A 20,828-nucleotide genomic window follows, 5' to 3' on the forward strand; every position below is an offset into this window, starting at 1 on the left:
ACCATTCTGTATATTAGCAGTCCACCCAATATTTTCACCGCTCTTCATTTTATGCTTATAGTAGTTTGCTTTTTTTGCTTTTTCGTCTGATTCCTCAACTTTCTGTCCTGGATTAACTGCAACAAATTCTGATATAGATACTGACTGCTTTCCTTTCGGATCGATACTAGATTGTGACGAACTAAATGGTGTTGCTTCAATACTATTGTTAATTACAATAGTTGATTCAATATTAATTTCTTTATCCGTTAAGTTATCAATAATAATATTTCCACCAGTTCTTGTTATTTTAATATTTTTATCACTATATAGTTCTTCCGTTTTTGCTACTTTTTTTTCGAACCCGTAATACTTTGTCCTACTTTTGACGTATTATTGCCATTAGTAGAATTTTCATTCGAAGAATCTCTAATAGCCAAAAAAATTATTAACAATGTAAATATAAATCCAAAAACTGCAAATACATAAACGCTAACATTAAAAATTTACTTTAACATATCTTTTCCTTACCTTTATTTTTGAGTTTCAATTGTCACTTTTGCCTCGTGGTCCAAAGATTTAATCATTGTAGAGTAGTACTTCTCGGCTGACTCCTTTAATAATTTTTTATTGTCCTTTATAAAACCTTGTTGTTCCTTATTTGAAAAACCTTCTGCAACAGCCTCACCAGTATCTATGTCTTTAGTCGAATAACTAAGAATCCCTCCACTAGTATCGTAGAGTGTATAAGGTTTGTCTTTATCTAATTCAACACCAATAACTTCAAATTTGGGTAATGTAACTTGATAATTATGATTACCATTATCTTTAATGGTTACATCATTCTTAATACCGAATTTTGCCGTATAATTTAGAATAATGAGTGCTTTCTTTTCTGAACCAGGTATTACAAAGTTACTACCAAATAACTTTGTATTATTTTCTATTGACTTAACTTTTTGAATAGATGCATTGAGTAAAACTAACTCACTGACCTTTTCCAAAGATTTTACATTTACTATGATTTCTGTCTTTGGTTTTTGATTACCAGATGACTCACTCCCTTTATATACGCTAAGAAAAATGAATCCTACGACAATCACTAATAAAATCGCTAAAATACCATATATTATCTTTTTCATACTTTTTTCCTATTAACTCATTTCTTCAAAAACAACTGGATTAACAATCCTGCAATCACAATACCAGCTGCAATTAGGGGGTTCAACATTGCTATTCCTACAAGAAGTAGAATAGCCAAAATCCATAAAACTACTTTTAACATTATTTCTCCTTATCAAATAACAAAAGATTGTAATATTAAACCCAAGAAATCACTAACTAAAATTTAATTTTACACAAAAATTATATAGCGATATGAATGCGTTGTCAACGCTTTCTTGAAAATAGAATATATTTTTAACTATTTACCATGTTATCATAATTTAAACAATTTTATCTCATTTTATATTTAAGAATAAATATAAAAGTCACAGCTATACACAATACAAGACTTTCCGCTGTGCTAAAAGTGAGAGAAGCAATAATGTTTCCCTCACTCGGAAGATTTGAGACCCAGGCTCAAATCTTAGGAATGGAATCCGCTAGGAAGTCACTTCCGTCCCTAGCACCCAAGGAAAGTCTAAAAAATTTATAAAAAGAAAAGCAGAGACGTTTAACATCTCTGCTTCATAAATAGGATTAGGAGGCTTTATGCTTTTTATTTAGCATCTTTTTCTTTGATAACCAAGACACCATCTTCCATATCAGCTTCTAGGTGTTTAGCATCAAGGTTATCCAAGTGGAAGTCTGTGACTTTGTCACGGATTTGTTGTTCAACCACACGGCGGAGTGGACGAACACCCATGACTTCGTCGTAGCCTTCTTCAGTCATGTATTCTTTAGCAGCTTCGCTAACTGCCAAGTCAATGTCTTTCTTAGAAAGCGTCTTGTTAACTTCAACCAACATAAGGTCTACAATCTTAGAAAGATCTTCTTTGCTCAAGTGTGAGAATTCGATGACAGCATTGAAACGGTTAAGGAATTCTGGACGGAAGTAAGGTTTCAAACGATCCATAAGTTCTGGTTTATCAGCATCTTCTGTCAAGTTAGCTTCGTAACCAAAGCCAGCGTTTGAAGTTGCGATAATCACAGTATTCTTGAAGTTTACAGTGTTACCTTGACCATCTGTCAAACGACCATCATCCAAAACTTGGAGGAGAAGGGTGATGACTTGAGGGTCAGCCTTTTCAATTTCGTCGAGAAGGACGATTGAGTATGGGTTACGGCGAACACGTTCTGTCAAAGTATTGCTATTGTCATCATAACCAACATAACCAGCTGTTGTACCAATCAATTTAGAAACGGCTGTGCGGTCGCTGTATTCTGACATGTCCAAACGGATGATAGCATCTTTTGTTCCGAACATATCAAGAGCCAATTGTTTAGCCAACTCAGTTTTACCAACACCAGTAGGTCCTACAAAGAGGAAGCTACCAATTGGACGGTTACCTTCGTCAAATCCTGCACGGTTACGACGGATGGCACGTGCCACTGCTTCAACGGCTTTATCTTGACCGATAACCTTAGTTTGCAAACGGTGACCCATATCTTTCAAACGTTCGATATCAGTTGCTCCCATTTGAGATACTGGGATACCAGTCATACGTTCTACAGATTCAGCCACATCGTTAACAGTTGCAGTGACTTTAAGGTCTGCTGTATGGTTAGCAATTTTCTTTTCAAGTTCTTCAATACGAACCTTAGCGTTTAGAGCTGCTTCGTAGTCTTCTTTGGCAGCTGCAGCTTCTTGTTTAGCTTTTTCAGCTTCAATTTCATGTTCAACAGCATTCACGTCAGTCACTGGGTGTTGAGCAGCCAAGTGAGCAGCTGTTACATCGACAAGGTCGATAGCCTTATCTGGCAAGCTACGTTGTGGAATGTATTGTACAGAGAAATCAACCGCTGCTTTCAAGACGTCATCTGGCAAGATAACATTGTGGTGTTTTTCATAAAGATCACGGATACCTTGGAGAATCTTGAAAGTATCTTCAGCAGAAGGAGCATTGACCTTAACTTCGTTGAAACGACGAGCTAGGGCAGCGTTCTTCAAGATAGTGTTACGGTATTCATCTTGAGTTGTTGCACCAATCACTGTCAATTCACCACGTGAAAGAGCTGGTTTCAAGATATCAGCAAGACCTTTAGACCCTTGACCATCACCAGTGCTTCCGGCACCAAGAATTTGGTGGATTTCATCGAAGAAGAGGATAATGTTTCCAGCTTCTTTGACTTCGTTTACCAAGTTTTGAATGTTTTCTTCAAAGCTACCACGGTATTGAGTACCAGCTTCAAGTCCAGAAATATCAATTGAGATGATTTCTTTGTTCTTGATAGCAGCTGGGACATCACCATTGACGATGGCTTGAGCCAAACCTTCAACTACGGCTGTTTTACCAACCCCAGCATCCCCTACAAGGACTGGGTTATTCTTTGTACGACGAGCCAAGATTTCGCAAGCTTCTTGGATTTCTTTGTTACGTCCGATAACAGGATCCAATTTACCTTCGCGAGCTTCTTCAGTCAAGTTACGACCAAGTTTAGCAAGGATACCATCTTGTTTAGGTCCTTTACCTTGTTGTTGAGTTGGGTTCACTGCTTCACCTTCATTACCAGGCAATTGACCTGTTTGACGGTAAATCGCAAATTCTTCAGGTGTCACTTCACGACCGTTAATCATATAGCGACGGTTTTCTGAACGGTAACCACCCATGTTACCCATCAATTGATTGAAAAGATCGTCCATATTGTTAAAGTTGTTGTTCATATAATTACCTCGTTTTGTGTTTTCTTGTGAAATTTTTTAAGTGTTATTTTTATGTTAATGTGTTTTTTGACTTTTACTGACCAAAACCCTAAAAATTTTTAGTAGCTTCAACTACTCTTCTAATAATTTCAGGTTTTGCTCTTGGTAGGAGACTGAGAACTTTCACAGTCTTAAATAAATTGTCATTTAGCATAAGAGCCACCTTCTTTCTGTGAATCTCTCAATATAGCTAACTTCTAAGCCTCTTTCAGAAAGAAACTTGTAGATTAAGGAAACCTTTTTCCTTATAGCTTTATCATATACCTTTCATCTGCTTGGGTCAAGAATTTAGTTTTGACTTTTACTGACCTTTCAGATGAAAATTTTTGCAGACTAGCTGCAATCCTTTTTATTGGTATATGGGCTATTGACACAGCCTTCATAAGGATTTCATTTCCTTATGTTTATATTGTACAACATTGGTCAGTAATAGTCAATAGTTTTTTTGACTTTTTTTGACCTTTGTCATATTTTTTTGCAGTCAAACCAAAATAACTTTATGACAAGTATTTAGGCAAGCACTGCAAGATTTATAAGGAAGCTAAGTCCTTATGAGATTATAATACACCATTGGTCAGTATAGGTCAATAGTTTTGCTTGATCTTTTTTGACCTTTTGGAAAATAATTTACGGAAAGTAAAAAAAGCCTACCAGAGGTAGACCTAATAATGATCTTTAAAAGAGAGAAAGGCGACACTCTTACCATCAATCATATAAATCAAACGATTTTCAGCATCAATTCGCCGAGACCAAGCTCCTTGAAAGTCATACTTCAAGGGCTCTGGTTTCCCAATACCTGAAAAAGGATCCCGTTGAATGTCTTTAATCAGCTTATTGATTCGCTTAAGTGTCTTCCTATCCTGATTTTGCCAATAACAATAATCTATCCATGCATCTTCAGTGAAAGTGAGTAACATTTTCTACTCCTTTAGTGCATGCTCTTGAGTCTCTCCAGCACGTACCTGAGCCATTCCTCTTAAAACCTTGTCTGATAGTTCTTTATTTTGAACAATACGCAATGTTTCTTGAATGCTATCCCACTCACTCTTTGAGACCACTACAATATCTTCATCAGGATTTTTATTGACTACAGCTAGAGGTTCAAATTCATCATTAACCTTTTTCATATAATCCTTCAAATGATTTCGAAACGTTGAATAGACGACTGCTTCCATTAGCATACCTCATTTTCCTCTTTTCTTTTATTATATACCAAAAGGATAAACTTGTCAGGAACTTGTACAAGTTTATCCTTTCTATTACATTTATTCGAAAAAGAAGCAAAAAAGCCTACCAGAGATAGACCTTCTATAAAACTATTTTACTCTAATCGGTACACGTCCAAAGTTTTGTTCGCAAAGCTCGGGGTTACCTAATTGATAAACATTATCCGCTTGTTGTGTAAGCATATCCCAAGGTTCCTTTCCAATCCGAGCCACTATATCCACAGACTTTTTCACAGATTTGAGATGAGACTGCCCTTTTTGAGAAAACCCAAGCACATGAATGGATTCAGGCAGAGAGTTGTCCACAGCTCCGACCAGGATATAAGTCAAAATACGACGCACACGAGCTTTTGTATAGCGTTTGGTCGCTACCTTATCCACCAGCTCCTCCACAGAAGAAATCTCACGGATAGCAGCTTTTAAACGGCTAGCAATCTCTTCATTCACTTGGAAAACACTGGTCAAATTAGGGTTTGTAAGAATCTGATAAACCAACAATTGGAAATAATTATCCCAAGAGACCTGTGGAGAAGTCTGAAAAAGTTTGCTATCGGGCATGAACTTATCCACAAAATCACTATCTTGCTTGTGGAGTCGTAGACTGGTCGCTGAGGCGAAAGATACTCCCTTATCTGAGGAATGATAGCCAGCCCCTTGTCTCTGGATAGGATTCAACTTAATGCCCTTACCAGCACAAGCTTTGGCATATGCTAATCCTAGGATATGATTTGGTGTATTGCCAGTAAAGTCCACACCAGCAAATTTCTCCCACATTTTTTGCGTCTTCTGTGGATAAGATAGGTCACTTGGCAAGTTTTCCACAAAGGCTTCCATGTCCTCGGACTTTTCAGCATAGACATTTGCTATTGCCTGGTAATCTAGGTCTTCTTCCGTGCCAAAAGTAAGGCTATCAATCCCCAGTCGGGACAAGATATCAACGGCCCCAGCAGCAAAATAATCGGCAGACTGGACTGCTGTCAAGAAAGGCAACTCAACCACGAGGTCAGCTCCATTTTCCAAAGCCATCTGAGTCCTAATCCACTTATCCACAATAGCTGGCTCACCTCGCTGAACAAAGTTCCCAGACATGGCAACGATTTTTACGCCTTTAGCCTGATCCAAGAGATACTTGTGGCCGTTATGAAAAGGATTGAACTCAGCAATAATACCTGTAACTGTCATAGCTCTTATTTTTGCGCCACAAAGAACCAACGGGCACTAGTTTCAGTCGGTTCCTTGTCCTCGAAATCGGCATAAAGTTTGAAAGATTTGAAGCCGGCCTGCTCCAACAAAATATCATAAGTCAAGACCTCATAAGTGCGTTCCTCATGCACCTCATCATGACGGCTAAAGCTTCCATCTTCCTCTTGGACAAAGAAAGTTAATTCATGGACAATAGAATGCGGAGCCGCATCCTCATAGGTATCCCAGAGCATAGCAAACTCTTCTGCATTTTCATGGTAGGAATAGCCAGGGAAAACCTCATCCGTCTGATAGGTTGAGTGCACATCAAAGATAAAGACGCCATCTTCATTCAGTATATTATAAACCTCCTTGAAGACGTCCCCAACCTCTACTTCATCCTGCATATAGCAGATTGAATCTGAGTAGCAAGTCACAAAGTCATACTTACCAGCTTGCGATAAATCCAACATGTTGCCTTCAATAAAGTCAATTTTCTGTTTGGCGGAAGACGCACGCTTCTCCGCAATCTTCAACATATCAGCACTCAAATCGAGTCCAGTTACATCAAAACCAGCTTGAGAAAAACGTACAGATTGAATCCCAGTTCCACAAGCCAATTCAAGCAATTTCTTTTTGTCCTTAGTCTTTGGCAAATGACGAAGCGAAAAATCCGTCCACAAATCGTAAAGACTATCATCCATAACAGCGTCGTAGACCGCCGCAAAAGTTTCATAAGTAGCCATAAATCAAGATACAAAGAGCGTCAAAAGCAAAGAGAAAATAGGAAACTTTCTGCCGTATCGCTAGATACAAAGAAAGTTTATCTTTTTCTCACAGCTTTTAGCTCGTGTTCAGTTGACAAACCAACCAAACACAAGGCTCTATCCTTCCTATTAAATCTTTAGTTTAAGCAACAAAACCCAGTTGTCGCCAACTGAGTTCAGATTTTATGCCAAATAAGCTGACACATCCACCATTGGTGCTTCATGCAAGAGTTTTTCGAGGTTATAGTGTGCACGTTCATCTTCTGTAAAGATGTGAACAACAACATCGTTAAGATCCAAAAGAATCCAACCACCCTTATTGTCACCTTCCATGTGACTAGCATCAAGGCCAGCTTCTTTCACTTTCTCACGGATGTTGTCGGCAATAGCTTCCAACTGACGGCTGTTCATTGCACTCAAAATAACAAAATAATCTGTTAGACTTGTAAGGCCGTACAAATCAAGGGCAACAATGTCTTCAGCTCGCTTTTCATCAGCAGCTTTGACAACCAATTCAAGTAATTCTTCTTTAGTCAATGATATTCTCCAATAATTTGTTATTAATCTTTTAAGCAATGCACAAAAGCATTATAGGTTTCCAAGGTTTGTGGGAAAATCGGTAGAGCTTGGTGGGCCAAGTGTTCTACCGTATGGACGGTTTCAAAAGCAACTGCCTTATCCAAGGATTGCTCAGCTACTTGTCTAGCTTCCTCTACCAAAGGGAAATTACGGTTATGCTCAATATAATCAGCAACATAGACAATCTTATCTAGGGTTGACATTTCATGGCTTCCGACGGTATGGTTCTCAATACTGCGTAGAATCTCAGAATCAGTCAAACCCAAATCTTCTTGGATTTTGTAAATCCCAACCATGCCATGCCAGACATTGTTCCCCCATTTTTTCAATTCAGGGTCGAGCTCATACTTATCGATCAGCTCTAAGAATTCCTGATCCGGAAGTTCCTTGGCATAATCATGAAGGAGGCCAGCCAAACCAGCTTTTTCAGTATCGTAACCATACTTTTCAGCAAGAGCAATAGCAGCTCGCTCAACACCCAAAACATGATTGAAGCGTTTAGGACTCATGACCGCTCGAACTTTTTCAAGGAGTTCTTCACGAGAATAGTCTAGATATTTTTCATAGGTCATTTATAGAGCCCCGCTTTCTTGATGTAGGCAAGTACAGACTGCGGCACCATAAAGTTAGGTGTACGATCCTTCTTAATGTAGGCTCTGACTGCACTCGAACTAATATCCATAAGGGGCACATCCACCCAGATAACGGGATATGAGGTTCCAGCCTTATACTTAGGACGCTGAACACCAACAAATTGGACCATCTCGATTAGTTCATCAATACGATGCCATTTTGGTAGGTATTCGACCATATCCGCTCCAATAATAAAGTAATAATCCGTATCAGGATTAGCCTCTGTCAAGAGCTTCATGGTGTCATAGGTATAGCTGATTCCCTTACGTTCCAACTCGATGGTTTCAATATCCAAACCCTCGATACCGTTAATAGCCAACATAAGCATATTAAGGCGATGTTGTTCATTAATAGTCTCTTTTTTATCGACATGAGGTGGCTCAAACTCAGGCATGAGAAGAACTTCGTCAAGACCTAACTGCTGACGCACCTGGTCCGCAACAACCAAGTGAGCATTGTGAACAGGGTTGAAATTTCCACCTAAAATTCCCACCTGCTTACGTCCAGTATCTTTGATTTCTTCTTCTAGTTGAACCTTTGTAAATGGGGTTACGAGATCCAGTGCCATGTACGCCTCCTCTTTTTCAAGCATTATACAACTGACTTAAGGCTAGCTGATGCTTCAAAAGTGTTCCTATACCTTAGTTTATCCTTCACCGAGCAAAGTCAGCAACTATTTTTGGATAGCTTTGACCTTTGGTGACAACTTACGATTTTCTTTTATGGCTGACTCTTTATAGAGAATCAAGATACGTCCAATCTTAAGAACTGTATCACAGCCAATTTCTTCTTCCAAGATTTCAGCAACCTCATGAATATCTTCCATAGTGTTTTGGAGTAGGGTTACTTTGATCAATTCACGGGCATCAAGGGCGCTACGAACGCTAGTTTTGATATGGTCGTTAAGACCGTTTTTCCCGATTTGTACAATAGGTTTAAGTGTGTGTGCTTCCGATTTGAGGAAGGCACGTTGTTTTGATGTTAATGACATGTTTATTCCTTTTAACTACTTAATTAAGTTTAAATAATCGCTTTTCGTACGACAACGCCAACACCTTCTGGTGCCCAAGCAGCAACGATGGTTGGTTGGTCAGCTTTTCCTTGGACACGAATCCATCCTAATCCTGAGAAGACAATGTCTGTCTTATCTTTGACAGTGAACTCGTGACGGACAAGTTTCGGAAAATCGGCAAGATCCTTTGGCCCAGGAGGCATGAGGAGACTTCCAACATGCTTATCATAGAAGGCATCTGCGCCTTTTAGTTTGGTACGATGAAGCTTTAGATTATTGTCAAAGAAGGCTGTAAATCCTTGTTTATCACCATCAATAAAGTCAAAGCGTCCTAGTCCACCTAGGAATAGGGTTTGCCCTGCATTTAACTGATAAGTCTTCGGTTTGATTTCCTTCTTAGGACTAACGTACTTGAGATCCTTAGCTGACAAATAGTGCGCCATCTGGTGTCGGTGAATAATTCCTGGTGTATCAAAAATATAGCTACCGTCATCCAATGGAATTTCAATCTTATCAAGGGTCGTTCCTGGAAAACGAGAGGTTGTGATAACATCTTTATCACCAGTAATTTCTTTGATAATGGCATTGATTAAGGTTGATTTACCAACATTCGTAACACCAACAACATAGACATCACGACCCTTACGGAGTTTTTCAATACGTTGGATTAGCTCTTTAATGGCATGGTGATTTTGGGCAGACGTCAACATGACATCCACCGGACGCATGCCTTCTTCGTGGGCACGTTCTGTCAACCATTGGGTTACCTTACCATCTTTTACGGATTTAGGCAGGATATCCTTTTTATTTCCAACCAAGAGCACATCATTACCCGAAACAAAGCGTGATAAGCCTGGTATGATTGATCCATTAAAATCAAAAATATCAACGACATTGACAACGAGGGCATCACTATCACCAACTTCATGAAGCAATTTTAAAAATTCATCATCTGTGATGTGGACATCCACAATCTCATTGTAATGACGAAGACGGAAACAGCGTTGGCAGTATAACTCACCTGTTTCTTCGGCCTTTTTAATAGAGCTAGCAGGTGTGAAACCTGCTTTTTCTTTATCTTCTGTTTGAATTTGAGCTCCACACCCAATACAAAATAATTCTTCCATTAAATTCCTTTGTTGAAGGTCATTGGACCATATGCTTTTTCAATCTTTTTCCACATGCGACGTTCACGCCAACGGTTAAACTTGGTTACCCAAGCATCTGATTTCACCAAAGGCTTGACCAAAATCGAGCGAATTCCAGCTCTGTGGCTAGCTCTGATGTCAGTCATTAGCTGGTCTCCCACCATAACAACCTCGTCTCGGTTAAAGTGGTAACGCTCAATCGCTTCATTAATGCCTTTAGTGAAAGGCTTCATGGCACGACTCACGAAATCCACATGGAAATTGGCAACCGCACGTTCAACACGTTCATATTTATTGTTAGAGACCACAACTACCGGAATATCAGCCTCTGTCATCTCATCCAACCAAGCACGTAGCTCAGGAGTCCCATCAGGGTTGTTCCAAGCAATCAAGGTATTGTCCAAATCGACCAAGACGGCACGAATACCGTGTTCACGTAACTGGTCAGGTTTCAAATCATAAACAGCCTCCACCATAAAATGGGGCCTATAATCGTCTATAGTCATTTTCTCTCCAAAATGTTAGTTTACCTCTTATTCTACCATATTTTTAAGGTTTATGTGTGGGACTTAAGTCCTATTTTTTAAGAACATCCTTTACATAACAATAAAGAAAAGAGCCACAATCACTCAGGCTCCAATATTATCTTTGAATTTTTTCTTGTTTTTTAAGTGCAACTAAATTCTTAAGCGATATGATGATAACAGCAAGAACAATTAAAAACATTCCAACCACATCAATGGCAAAGAAGCGGTCCCCCATAATTAATACGGTCAAAATGACTGACGCTATAGGTTCTACCGAAGCCAAGAGACTCCCTTTGACAGCTCCAACCATGGTTGTCCCCTTAAGAAAAACGGTGTAAGCAAAGACTGTCCCAATGAAGACCAAGCCAAAGAGTGCTAGAAGATTTCCACTAGTCAAGGGTAGCTCGTACTTCCAGGCTTGGATAACAATCGGAAAGATTAAACCACCGAGCAACAGGCCTAAACCAATGACAATCAAACTTCCCCATTTTTCAATAGCCTTAGCAGGCAGTAAGATATAAAGTGCATAGGTCACCGCCGAAAAGAGACCCCAGAACAAGCCCAGAGGTGTAATTGCCAGCTCCCTTATCTGACCATGCGTTGCGATGGTAAAGGTTCCCACAATAGCCATGATAATCGCCACTAGCTCTGCTGCTGTTGGGAACCTACGATATTTTGCACATACAAAAGCCAGGATGATAACTGGGGTGACATACTGCAAGACCGTCGCTGTCCCAGCATTAGTGTATTGAATAGCACTGAGATAGGCGTACTGATTTAGTACCAGACCAAAGAGAGCAAATAAGGCGATACTTACTAAGGTTTTTCTATCTTTAATAGCTTGTACTAATTTGTCTCGCTGCCTAAAAAAGACCGAAGCCGTTAGTAAAATACCAGACAGAAGCAAACGTAAACTCGTCAAAAGATTGACATTAACACCATGAGCCATTAGGTATTGACCAGAAACTCCTGAAAATCCCCAGGCAATTCCAACAGTTATGACCATCAGACTACCTTTTAGCGTCTTTGACATAGTCGCCTCCCAAATCTATTTGTTTCTGTTATTGTAACACAAAAAGGTCGAAACAAAACGGTTTCGACCTTTATCTATTCATTCGACCTTTATATGCTTATTCTGGTTCAACCAAGATTTTAATTTGAGATTTATCTTGGGTCAATTCAACAAATCCTTCTTCAACGATATTCTCCAATTTAATTTTCTTAGTAACCAATTTATCAGCAGGGAAGTAGCCTTGTTCCATCAATTCCAAAACTTTAGGGAAGATGTGACGGTAGGCAATAATTCCTTTGAGAGATTTTTCTTGGATGGCGAATTCATTTGGATTGATGCTGGCTTCACGTTCCCAGATAGATACGACCATACATTCCCCAGCTTTATGAACAGCTGCAAGGGCTTGGCCTAAAACAACCGGAACCCCAGTAACTTCGTAAGAAACATCTGCTCCACCTCCTGTCAAACGATGGATAGCCTCTACGACTGTTTCCCCTTCTTCTGGGCGAACAACAATTGCTCCCAATTCTTCTGCTTTCGCTTGACGTTCAGGAGACAATTCAACCGCATAGATTTTTGATGCGCCTGCTGCACGAAGGGCTTCAACGATCAAAAGACCAATTGGACCCAAGCCAAAGATAACAGCTGTATCCCCAGCTTTCAAAGCAGATTGACGGACTGCATACACAGCTACAGCAGCAGGTTCTGTAAGAGCAGCTTGTTCATAGCTCAAGCTATCTGGAATCACATGGACAAGATCACCATCAAGGACACAGTATTTCGCAAAACCACCATCTGCAGCGAGGCCGACGAAGTTCAAGTTTGGATCAAGGTTATAATCGCCAATCAAGTTGTGCTCTGCAAGAATTGGTTCGATGGTTACACGATCGCCAACTTTGACACGAGTCACATTACTTCCGACTTCTACAATCTCACCAGAGAATTCATGTCCCAAAGTAACCGGTGCTTTTTGACCAGAATACACATGTTCTTCTGTTGGAATGAAGATTGGTCCATCCAAATATTCATGCAAATCTGTACCACAGATTCCTGTGAACTTGACTGCCACTTTTACTTGATGAGGCTGTACTTCAGGTACTTCCACTTCTTCGATACGAACGTCTTTCGCTGCATGCCAGCGAGCTGCTTTCATAGTAGCCATATGATGATCTCCTTGTTTTCACAATTTTTGGTTTTCTTTTCAGGAAACATTATACATCAAATTGTAAACGTTTTCTTTTTACTTGTCAAGGAAAAAGAGACCAAAAAAATAAGGGAAGTATCCTATGAAGTACCTCCCTAATCTAAACAATAGTTACCTTATTTCTTTTTGATTCGAGACACCTCTAGCCACCAACCTACAACCCAGCCAAGGACTAAAAGATAATTTTCAAGAGCACCTATGGCGTTGACTGAGTGATGATGTTGAAGATAGCTAAGGAAATGATTTGTTCCAATACCGACGCCTCCAATAATCAAAGCTATCAGTACAGCTCTCAAATAAAACCAATCGTACTTGAGATTCACGGCAATCAGGATGACAAGGACTGCCACATTCCAAATTCCAATCTCCCTCTGCCAGCCAACTGAAATACCGTACCCCGAGTGACTTCCCATATAGGTTGGGTAAAATAGCTGAAAAATAATGGCACCAGTCATGGCGAGAATAACGAGGATAAATAGGGCTCTTAAGAATTTGTTCATTGGGTTGCTCCTACTTAATAGATGTTTTATTGAATACCATTAGTATAACAAAAAAGACCTTAACAAAGTTAAGATCTTTAACCATAAATTAAGCTTCTTGTTCTTCTTTCAACAATTTCTTATCGTAAACACGAATGAATGGGAAGTAAACAAGGAAGGCAGCAACTGCACAGACAAGAGCAACTAAGACAGCACGGAGATCTGCTGTTCCTAAGAAGGCTCCGATTCCCACTGGGGTTGGCCATGGAACTTGTGCAATAACAGGATTAATCAAGTGCAATGCATTAACAAAGTAGTAAATAGTAGCTGTAACCATTGGAGCTAAGATAAATGGAATCGCTAATGCTGGATTATAGATAATTGGCAAACCAAAAATCAAAGGTTCATTAATGTTGAACAATGCTGGAACAACTGAGGCACGTCCAATCGCTTTAAGTTGCTCTGACTTAGCAGCAAAAGCAATGTAGAGACACAGACCAAGAGTTGCACCTGATCCACCAGCGATAACAAACATGTTAGAGAACTCACCAGCTACAGCATAGTGTCCTCCAGCAGCATTTTCTGCCATGTTAGCAAGTGCGATAGGGCTAACGAAAGCAAAGATAATGTTAGCACCATGAATCCCTACAATCCAGAGGAGTTGAGTTAAAAGATAAATAATCATTAATCCAATCCATGAGTTAGTTAGGTTAGCAACAAACCCAAATGGAATAGCAATAACTTTAAAGATGTCAGTTCCCAACGCCACGAGTGCACCGTTAATAAAGATAACTACAAATGCAACGACGAATCCTGGAATCAAGGCTGTAAATCCGCGAGAAACCCCTTCTGGAACAGCTTCAGGCATTTTAATAACCCAATTACGTTTTACACATGTACGATAAATAAGAACTGTCACAATAGCCATGATAATAGCTGTGAAAATACCAGTAGTACCAAAACGAGTAACGCCATTGCCCATTGCCCAACCGTCGACAACGACTGCACCTTCTTTAAGGCTACCTACAGCTTTCATCATTCCACCGTCAAAAATGATTTGTGGAACTGTCATAATGAACGCCATGAGCGCAAGAAGAGCACCATTAAGAGGATTCATATTTAGTTCTTCTTCTTCTGCATAGATTTTAGTTAACTCATAAGCAAGTGAGAGAACAAAGTAAAGAGAGAGGGAACCCATAGTAGCATAGTTAGCAACCATGTATAGAGAAGTAAACTTATCAAATGAAGCTGAGAAAATATCAGCTACAATTGGCCAGAATGAGAAAGCTTGTGGCAGAATACTAAATACCAAGAACATTGACCCAACAATAGTAAATGGTACAGCTGCCATACCTGCTGCCGTGATTGCACGTACAACTTTAAACTGGGCAAGTTTTCCCATTGGTCCCATGACATGATTTTCAAGGAAACCAAATAATCCGTTTTGTTGATCCATAATCGGACCTCCTTAATAATAATTATATATATTTCAATAGCAATCCTTTTAAAAGTTGTTATAAGGTTATAGAACTCTTTTCTAACTGGATAAAGCGTTGATAAGCCTTATCTTTACGTTCATATATTTCTTGAATTCTTTTAAGATTTAGCAAGCAAAGTCCTAAACCTAGTAAAAGAATAACAAAAACGAAGAAACGTGCAGCTTGATTATTTTCAAAAATTGGGAAAAGAGTTGTAAACAGACTTGTCCAAGTTAGAACAAGTAGTCCCACCTGAATAACAGCTTGCGAGCGAACAAACATCTGAGTCACTTTCAAACGTTCATCACGCTTGCCATACAATCGAAACTGCTCAACAGTAGCCAAAATCGCTAATACAATTAACGTAATAGGGAGAACAATAACAAAAGAAGGACGAATAAATTGATTCAAAAGCCAATAAATATTGCCAAAAAAGAAAAGTGCTATTGTATAACGTAGAAGAAGGTAGCGATTAAAGAAAGTATTTTTTAATGCTGTCTCCCGACGTTGACGCTCGATTTCTAGTTGTTCTTTTTTTGTCATTGTCTTCCTCCTTGTTTAACTATATCTATTTAGCCAACCTTTCTATGAAGAACTAGCATTTCTTTTGCCACTTCCAATAGAGTCATTGTGGTCATTAAATGGTCTTGAGCATGGACCATGATAATTTCAATCTTAATTTCTACACCACTTGCATAGTCTTGCAAAAGTTTTGTTTGTGCATGGTGTGCTTCTAAAATTTCTTCATTTGAATGGTCTAACTTAGCTTCTGCTTCGTCAAAGCGACCTTCTCGCATATCAGCAAACGCTTCATGAATTTCTGTTCTAGCAGTACCTGAATGAAGAATAATTTCAAAGGCTGCAACCTGTAGTTCTTCTTGATTCATACGAACCTCCTATGTTATTTTTTCGAATATTGTAATAAACTCATCAAAATCCTTGCACTTGATTAATTGCTTTTGTAAGTCATCATTTTCTGTTAAGGAAACTATTTTCTTCGTCACATCCTTCAATCCATCATTTCCATATAATGATGGTGATAAAAGAAAAACAAGTTGAATATGTGAGCTTTGACTATCCCAAGAGACAGGTTCTTGACAGATAGCAACCGAGACTTTAACTTCTTTCCCCAAAGGTCTAATGGGATGTGGAACCGCGACTCTTTTGGAAAAAACAACAGAACTTAATGCCTCACGCTGCTTTATTTCATAAAGTAGAGACTGTTTGAAGTCCACTGATTCATCGACAGATAGAGACTCAGCCATTTCTTCCAATAGTCCTGTTTTATCGCCTTTCGTCCACAGAAAGAAATTATCTTGACTAAAGTACTGTTTAAAATTGTCGTCTTCAATAGGGGCTACTTCTGAACGTTTCCTAATTCTCGAGACTTGCATCTGATTCATAGCATGACGAATCTGAGATATTTCCTCGGATTTAAGAAAGACACTCACCGTAAAAACTGGTATCTGAAAGTAAAGGTTTGATAAATCAACAGCAGATACAATAAAATCAATACCGTCTATTTTTTCTTGGTTCAACTCATAGTAACCTATGACATCAACCACCTCTATACGATTCCCAAGCTCAGATTCAAGACGATTTCTAAGCATTTGAGCAGCTCCAAAACCTGTTGCACAAATCGCCAATACTGAAAATTTATGGTTTTCTTTCCGACGTTCGATGGCAGCCAAGAAATGAAGACAGACATAAACTATTTCATCATCAGATATAGTAGCCTGTGAAAAAGCTTCCATATTTGCAAGAACTTCCTTGGTCATGAAGAAGACGTCACTATAATTCTGTTTAACCTCATCTACCAATGGATTACTAAGATTAATATGACTGGCTAAACGTACCTGTAAGGTCATCAAATGAGTTATAAGACTCTCAATAAGTTGAAAATCCGAAGAAAAGTGATATATGTACTCTAACCCTAAGGTTTTAAAGCTTTGGACCACCGAGTCTCTCAGTGCCTCTTTAGAAAACTCTGTTTGATTGTTTTGGGGTAACTGACTTTTAGCTAACAGATGTAGGGTAATATAATCAATCTCTTGAACTGGAAATTCCTGATTGGTTACCTTGCTAACTCTTGAAAGAATCCTCTTAGCAACCCGACGTTCAATATCATTATCTGCCATCTGACAATCTAAGTTACTAATTTCAAAACCAGACTTGATACGGCCTATTGCTAAAGCTATATGAACAACTAAATTTTGTAAAACAAAATCCGACAACTTTAGATTGGCTTCCTGACATTCTTCTAAAACAATCTTTGCCAATTCCTCTAATGGAAGATTTTGGTCAAAAAAATTTGACTTCACATAAGAGTGCAATGCTTTAAAAAACTGGTTCTCCAAGAAATAACTTATAATAAAGCGACGTTTGTCTAGTTCTTCACCAGAAACGTAGACACCTTTATTCGCTCTACTTTCTATAGTTAGGTTATACTCAGCCAGCATCTGGCGTATCTTTTTAAAATCATTAGACAAGGTTGAGCGACTGACATATAGCTCCTCAACTAAATCATCAAAAAGAACTGGAACCTGTTCAAACAAGAGCTTATTTAAAATGAAGGCTAGCCGATCATCACTTTGGGACATGGAAGATTTTGTATTATAATCATCTCCTAATTCATAGATCATACGAAACGTTTGACAAGCCTCTTGGCTTTCAAAAAACAGTCTATAACCTTGTCCTTGTTTTGATACTAAGCTAACACCTTGAAGGTTTAAGGTTTGATCAATTGATTTTAAGTGATTACGTACAGTCCTATCCGAGCAGGACAAGTATTCAGCAAGCTCTTTACTCGTAACATAACGTTCCCTATGCTTTATCAAGAATTGAAGGATGCTTTTTTCCCTAGTTTTTGACAATCACATATCCTCCTAAAAATGATATATTCACCTTCTATTATAGGATATTTTCACACCTTTACTTCTTTTTATCGAGCATAAGTTACATTATGAATCATTTATAATCCACTCGACAGATAATATTAACTAACACCTATTTTTTACACTATTTCTTTAACGAAGATTAGATGTTTTCTACAATTAAATTAGCCATTTTTTCAATTCCCATTGGAATTGGAATGTAAGCTTGTGGTGGAATTTGAACAACTGGTTTTCCGACTTTAGCCCCTGCCTCTTCAAACTGTTTAAAATACATTTTTGTTTGAGGACTTACAAGGTATAAATCAAATTCTGATGCTGCAATAGCTTTTCCACCTTCAGTGGCACTAATAGCATCAACCTCAATATCCTGACCTTTCCCCTTTAGAAATTCAGTTGTTTTCTTTGCCATGAGTGATGAAGACATTCCTGCTGCACAAATAATCAATGCTTTTGCCATAAGATTTTCTCCTTTAATCTAATCCCATCAAATTGATACTTGATTGGGCTATTTCTTATTTACACCTTAATTATAGAGTATAGCGCTTACAATTACCATTGCTGATTTTTCCTCAACGATACGGAAAATAATTATTTGTACTTCAATTTATAAGTCAAAATAATACCAGATAGTAAAAAGGAAACACTATTAGCCAAAATCAAAGGTAAGTCACCAATATGAAACCCATGAGCAAGCCACAAAGCAATACCAATAACCTGCATAACATACATCCCTAAGGCAATTGATTCAGTATCTTTTGTTTTTACCACACGCACAACTTGCGGCAAAAAGGCAAATGTTGTTAAAATTGCTGCAATGCTACCAATCATATTTATTCTCCTATGTTTACTAAAGAAGCTGGGAATACACCCAGCTTCTTAGTTTTATTCCACCGTTGCACCATTAGATGCAATAACTTCTTTATACCAATTAAATGATTTCTTTGGTGAGCGTTCATAGGTCCCTTGTCCATCATCATCTTTATCCACATAGATAAATCCGTAACGTTTTCTCATCTCACCGGTACCAGCTGAAACTAGGTCTATGCAGCCCCAAGGAGTATATCCCATCAAATCAACACCATCTTCAACTACAGCTTTTTTCATTTCACGAATATGAGCCCCTAGGTAATCAATTCGATAATCATCATGAACCATGCCATCTGCTTCAACTTGGTCTATAGCACCAAAACCATTTTCAACAATGAATAGTGGCAAATGATAGTGATCAGTAAACCAGTTTAATGCATAACGTAAGCCCTCTGGGTCAATCTGCCACTCCCACTCAGATGCCTGAACATAATTATTTTTAACCAAATCTTCTGTTTCAAGATAATCGAAATAAGGATTATTCTCACGATGAGAATCGATAGCGAAAGACATATAGTAACTAAATCCAATATAGTCTACTGTTCCTCCAAGTAAATCCTCTTTATCTTGATCTGTAAAATCAACTGAGATTCCTTTACGTTCCCAATACTTGAGAATGTGTTCAGGATATTTACCCAAAACATGTACATCAGTAAAGTAATAACGTTTTTGCATAGCCTTCATAGCCATTAAAATATCTTTAGGATTACAAGTTGCAGGATAAATAGGACACATCGCAATCATACAACCAATTTGAAAATCTGGATTAATTTCATGACCAATTTTTACTGCTCGAGCAGAAGCTACTAACTCATAGTGTGCTGCTTGATACATAATAGCTTCTCGGTTATCACCCTCCTCATATACAATACCAGAGTTCGTAAATGGTGCAAAATCATCCTGGTAATTGGCCTGATTGTTGATTTCATTAAAGGTCATCCAGTATTTAACTTTATCTTTATAACGTTTGAATACGACTTCCGCAAAACGAACAAAGAAATCAATCAATTTTCGATTTTTCCACCCACCGTATTCTGTAACCAAATGATAAGGCATCTCAAAATGAGATAACGTAATTACAGGCTCTATTCCATGCTTCAAGCACTCATCAAAAAGATCATCATAAAATTTCAAACCTTCTTCATTAGGCTCTAATTCATCACCTTTTGGGAAAATACGTGTCCAGGCAATCGATGTTCGGAAACATTTAAATCCCATTTCAGCAAAAAGTGCTATATCTCCTTTGTAACGATGGTAAAAATCTATTGCCTCATGGTTTGGATAATATTTACCTTCCAAAACGCCCGGGGTAATTTCACGGGCAACTCCATGACGACCAGCAGTCATCACATCAGCAACACTGATTCCTTTACCACCTTCTTGCCATCCACCTTCAAGTTGATGAGCAGCAACAGCACCGCCCCACAAAAATCCATCTTTAAAAGTAGTCATCGTTTTTCCTCCTGACTTTGATACTTCTATTATAAACTCCATAAGCGGTAATGAAAACGCATTCTTTTTCCATAATACTACGGAAAGTAATAGGTCATCTTTTGCTTGAAAACGTTTTAGATAAAGAGTATACTATGTCTCATAAGGAGGTTCTAATATGAATTTCATACAGTTTTTAATTGCTTTTGCAGGACTTGTTGTTGGAGTTAGCGCTGTTGCTATACTCTTCTGGTACTTAAGTAAGACTTTGAAGAAAAACGTCATTGTACGTAATAGTAATACCTTTACTATTGTTCATCTTAAAGAGCTAGATCAATACCCTGACTTACTTAAGAATACTGATTTTAAGAAAATGGGAGACTGGACTGTCCATGATAACGGACATGAATTCCGAGGAACTGCTAATGTCTCTAAAGAAAAACTTCGTCAATGGATTATTGATAAATATCAATTAAAAGCTCATCAAGTTATTGTCACTGTTCCTGAAGAAATGAAAGTTGCTTCAGCTCTTCCTCATTTCTAAA

The 20,828-nt window shown here is 38.4% G+C and carries 24 protein-coding genes; 1 reads left to right on the top strand and 23 read right to left on the bottom strand.

The window, feature by feature from the left end:
- Positions 1 to 512 precede the first annotated feature (512 nt).
- The 23 genes from AX662_RS06005 to AX662_RS06110 all read right to left on the bottom strand — a co-directional run bounded on the left by AX662_RS06005 (position 513) and on the right by AX662_RS06110 (position 20,304).
- Positions 513 to 1,121 (bottom strand): DUF4230 domain-containing protein, encoded by a 609-nt coding sequence (locus AX662_RS06005; protein WP_002884297.1) that lies wholly within the window; start codon positions 1,119 to 1,121, stop codon positions 513 to 515.
- 17 nt (positions 1,122 to 1,138) lie between these two features.
- The gene (locus tag AX662_RS11060) at positions 1,139 to 1,264 is read right to left on the bottom strand and encodes a hypothetical protein (protein ID WP_002884447.1); all 126 of its coding nucleotides are present in this window, start codon (positions 1,262 to 1,264) and stop codon (positions 1,139 to 1,141) included.
- Positions 1,265 to 1,699: 435 nt separating this feature from the next.
- Entirely contained in the window at positions 1,700 to 3,805 is a 2,106-nt protein-coding gene (locus AX662_RS06010) for an AAA family ATPase (protein ID WP_060971902.1), read from the bottom strand.
- A 701-nt stretch (positions 3,806 to 4,506) separates the two neighbouring features.
- Positions 4,507 to 4,761, bottom strand: coding sequence for a Txe/YoeB family addiction module toxin (locus AX662_RS06015; protein WP_060971903.1), 255 nt, complete (start codon positions 4,759 to 4,761; stop codon positions 4,507 to 4,509).
- 3 nt (positions 4,762 to 4,764) lie between these two features.
- Complete coding sequence (locus AX662_RS06020) at positions 4,765 to 5,019, bottom strand: type II toxin-antitoxin system Phd/YefM family antitoxin (RefSeq protein ID WP_060971904.1); 255 nt, start codon at positions 5,017 to 5,019, stop codon at positions 4,765 to 4,767.
- A gap of 141 nt (positions 5,020 to 5,160) precedes the next feature.
- Positions 5,161 to 6,252: a nucleotidyltransferase gene (locus AX662_RS06025; protein WP_060971905.1), complete on the bottom strand. Its 1,092-nt coding sequence runs from the start codon at positions 6,250 to 6,252 to the stop codon at positions 5,161 to 5,163.
- A 5-nt stretch (positions 6,253 to 6,257) separates the two neighbouring features.
- On the bottom strand, positions 6,258 to 6,998 hold the full coding sequence (locus tag AX662_RS06030; RefSeq protein WP_060971906.1) for a class I SAM-dependent DNA methyltransferase: 741 nt from the start codon (positions 6,996 to 6,998) through the stop codon (positions 6,258 to 6,260).
- A 204-nt stretch (positions 6,999 to 7,202) separates the two neighbouring features.
- Positions 7,203 to 7,556 (bottom strand): ribosome silencing factor, encoded by a 354-nt coding sequence (gene rsfS / locus AX662_RS06035; protein WP_060971907.1) that lies wholly within the window; start codon positions 7,554 to 7,556, stop codon positions 7,203 to 7,205.
- A gap of 23 nt (positions 7,557 to 7,579) precedes the next feature.
- Positions 7,580 to 8,170 (bottom strand): bis(5'-nucleosyl)-tetraphosphatase (symmetrical) YqeK, encoded by a 591-nt coding sequence (yqeK, locus tag AX662_RS06040; RefSeq protein WP_060971908.1) that lies wholly within the window; start codon positions 8,168 to 8,170, stop codon positions 7,580 to 7,582.
- A complete protein-coding gene (locus tag AX662_RS06045; protein WP_049546032.1) occupies positions 8,167 to 8,799 on the bottom strand; it encodes a nicotinate-nucleotide adenylyltransferase in 633 nt (210 codons plus the stop codon). Before AX662_RS06045 ends, yqeK begins: the two co-directional genes overlap by 4 nt.
- A gap of 105 nt (positions 8,800 to 8,904) precedes the next feature.
- Complete coding sequence (gene yhbY / locus AX662_RS06050; RefSeq protein ID WP_060971909.1) at positions 8,905 to 9,222, bottom strand: ribosome assembly RNA-binding protein YhbY; 318 nt, start codon at positions 9,220 to 9,222, stop codon at positions 8,905 to 8,907.
- A gap of 29 nt (positions 9,223 to 9,251) precedes the next feature.
- The gene (yqeH, locus tag AX662_RS06055) at positions 9,252 to 10,370 is read right to left on the bottom strand and encodes a ribosome biogenesis GTPase YqeH (RefSeq protein WP_060971910.1); all 1,119 of its coding nucleotides are present in this window, start codon (positions 10,368 to 10,370) and stop codon (positions 9,252 to 9,254) included.
- Entirely contained in the window at positions 10,370 to 10,897 is a 528-nt protein-coding gene (locus AX662_RS06060; protein ID WP_002891674.1) for a YqeG family HAD IIIA-type phosphatase, read from the bottom strand. Before AX662_RS06060 ends, yqeH begins: the two co-directional genes overlap by 1 nt.
- 136 nt (positions 10,898 to 11,033) lie before the next feature.
- Positions 11,034 to 11,951: a DMT family transporter gene (locus tag AX662_RS06065; protein ID WP_060971911.1), complete on the bottom strand. Its 918-nt coding sequence runs from the start codon at positions 11,949 to 11,951 to the stop codon at positions 11,034 to 11,036.
- A gap of 97 nt (positions 11,952 to 12,048) precedes the next feature.
- Positions 12,049 to 13,092, bottom strand: a complete 1,044-nt coding sequence (locus AX662_RS06070; RefSeq protein WP_060971912.1) for a 2,3-butanediol dehydrogenase — start codon at positions 13,090 to 13,092, stop codon at positions 12,049 to 12,051.
- Between the two features lie 158 nt (positions 13,093 to 13,250).
- On the bottom strand, positions 13,251 to 13,634 hold the full coding sequence (locus AX662_RS06075) for a hypothetical protein (protein WP_060971913.1): 384 nt from the start codon (positions 13,632 to 13,634) through the stop codon (positions 13,251 to 13,253).
- A gap of 88 nt (positions 13,635 to 13,722) precedes the next feature.
- A complete protein-coding gene (gene celB, locus AX662_RS06080; protein WP_048790342.1) occupies positions 13,723 to 15,069 on the bottom strand; it encodes a PTS cellobiose transporter subunit IIC in 1,347 nt (448 codons plus the stop codon).
- A 58-nt stretch (positions 15,070 to 15,127) separates the two neighbouring features.
- The gene (locus tag AX662_RS06085) at positions 15,128 to 15,634 is read right to left on the bottom strand and encodes a hypothetical protein (protein WP_013991085.1); all 507 of its coding nucleotides are present in this window, start codon (positions 15,632 to 15,634) and stop codon (positions 15,128 to 15,130) included.
- Positions 15,635 to 15,663: 29 nt separating this feature from the next.
- A complete protein-coding gene (locus AX662_RS06090) occupies positions 15,664 to 15,978 on the bottom strand; it encodes a PTS cellobiose transporter subunit IIA (RefSeq protein ID WP_003096270.1) in 315 nt (104 codons plus the stop codon).
- Positions 15,979 to 15,987: 9 nt separating this feature from the next.
- A complete protein-coding gene (locus AX662_RS06095) occupies positions 15,988 to 17,964 on the bottom strand; it encodes a BglG family transcription antiterminator (RefSeq protein WP_060971914.1) in 1,977 nt (658 codons plus the stop codon).
- Between the two features lie 163 nt (positions 17,965 to 18,127).
- Positions 18,128 to 18,442: a PTS cellobiose transporter subunit IIB gene (locus AX662_RS06100; protein WP_003096262.1), complete on the bottom strand. Its 315-nt coding sequence runs from the start codon at positions 18,440 to 18,442 to the stop codon at positions 18,128 to 18,130.
- Between the two features lie 131 nt (positions 18,443 to 18,573).
- Complete coding sequence (locus tag AX662_RS06105) at positions 18,574 to 18,813, bottom strand: SemiSWEET transporter (protein WP_060971915.1); 240 nt, start codon at positions 18,811 to 18,813, stop codon at positions 18,574 to 18,576.
- Positions 18,814 to 18,867: 54 nt separating this feature from the next.
- Positions 18,868 to 20,304: a 6-phospho-beta-glucosidase gene (locus AX662_RS06110; RefSeq protein ID WP_060971916.1), complete on the bottom strand. Its 1,437-nt coding sequence runs from the start codon at positions 20,302 to 20,304 to the stop codon at positions 18,868 to 18,870.
- 157 nt (positions 20,305 to 20,461) lie between these two features.
- Between AX662_RS06110 and AX662_RS06115 the strand changes: the two genes are divergently transcribed.
- On the top strand, positions 20,462 to 20,827 hold the full coding sequence (locus tag AX662_RS06115) for a hypothetical protein (protein WP_060971917.1): 366 nt from the start codon (positions 20,462 to 20,464) through the stop codon (positions 20,825 to 20,827).
- Position 20,828: the final 1 nt, after the last annotated feature.

Origin of the sequence: Streptococcus sp. CCH5-D3, from assembly GCF_001556435.1 — a bacterium.
In the GTDB taxonomy this organism is placed as follows: domain Bacteria; phylum Bacillota; class Bacilli; order Lactobacillales; family Streptococcaceae; genus Streptococcus.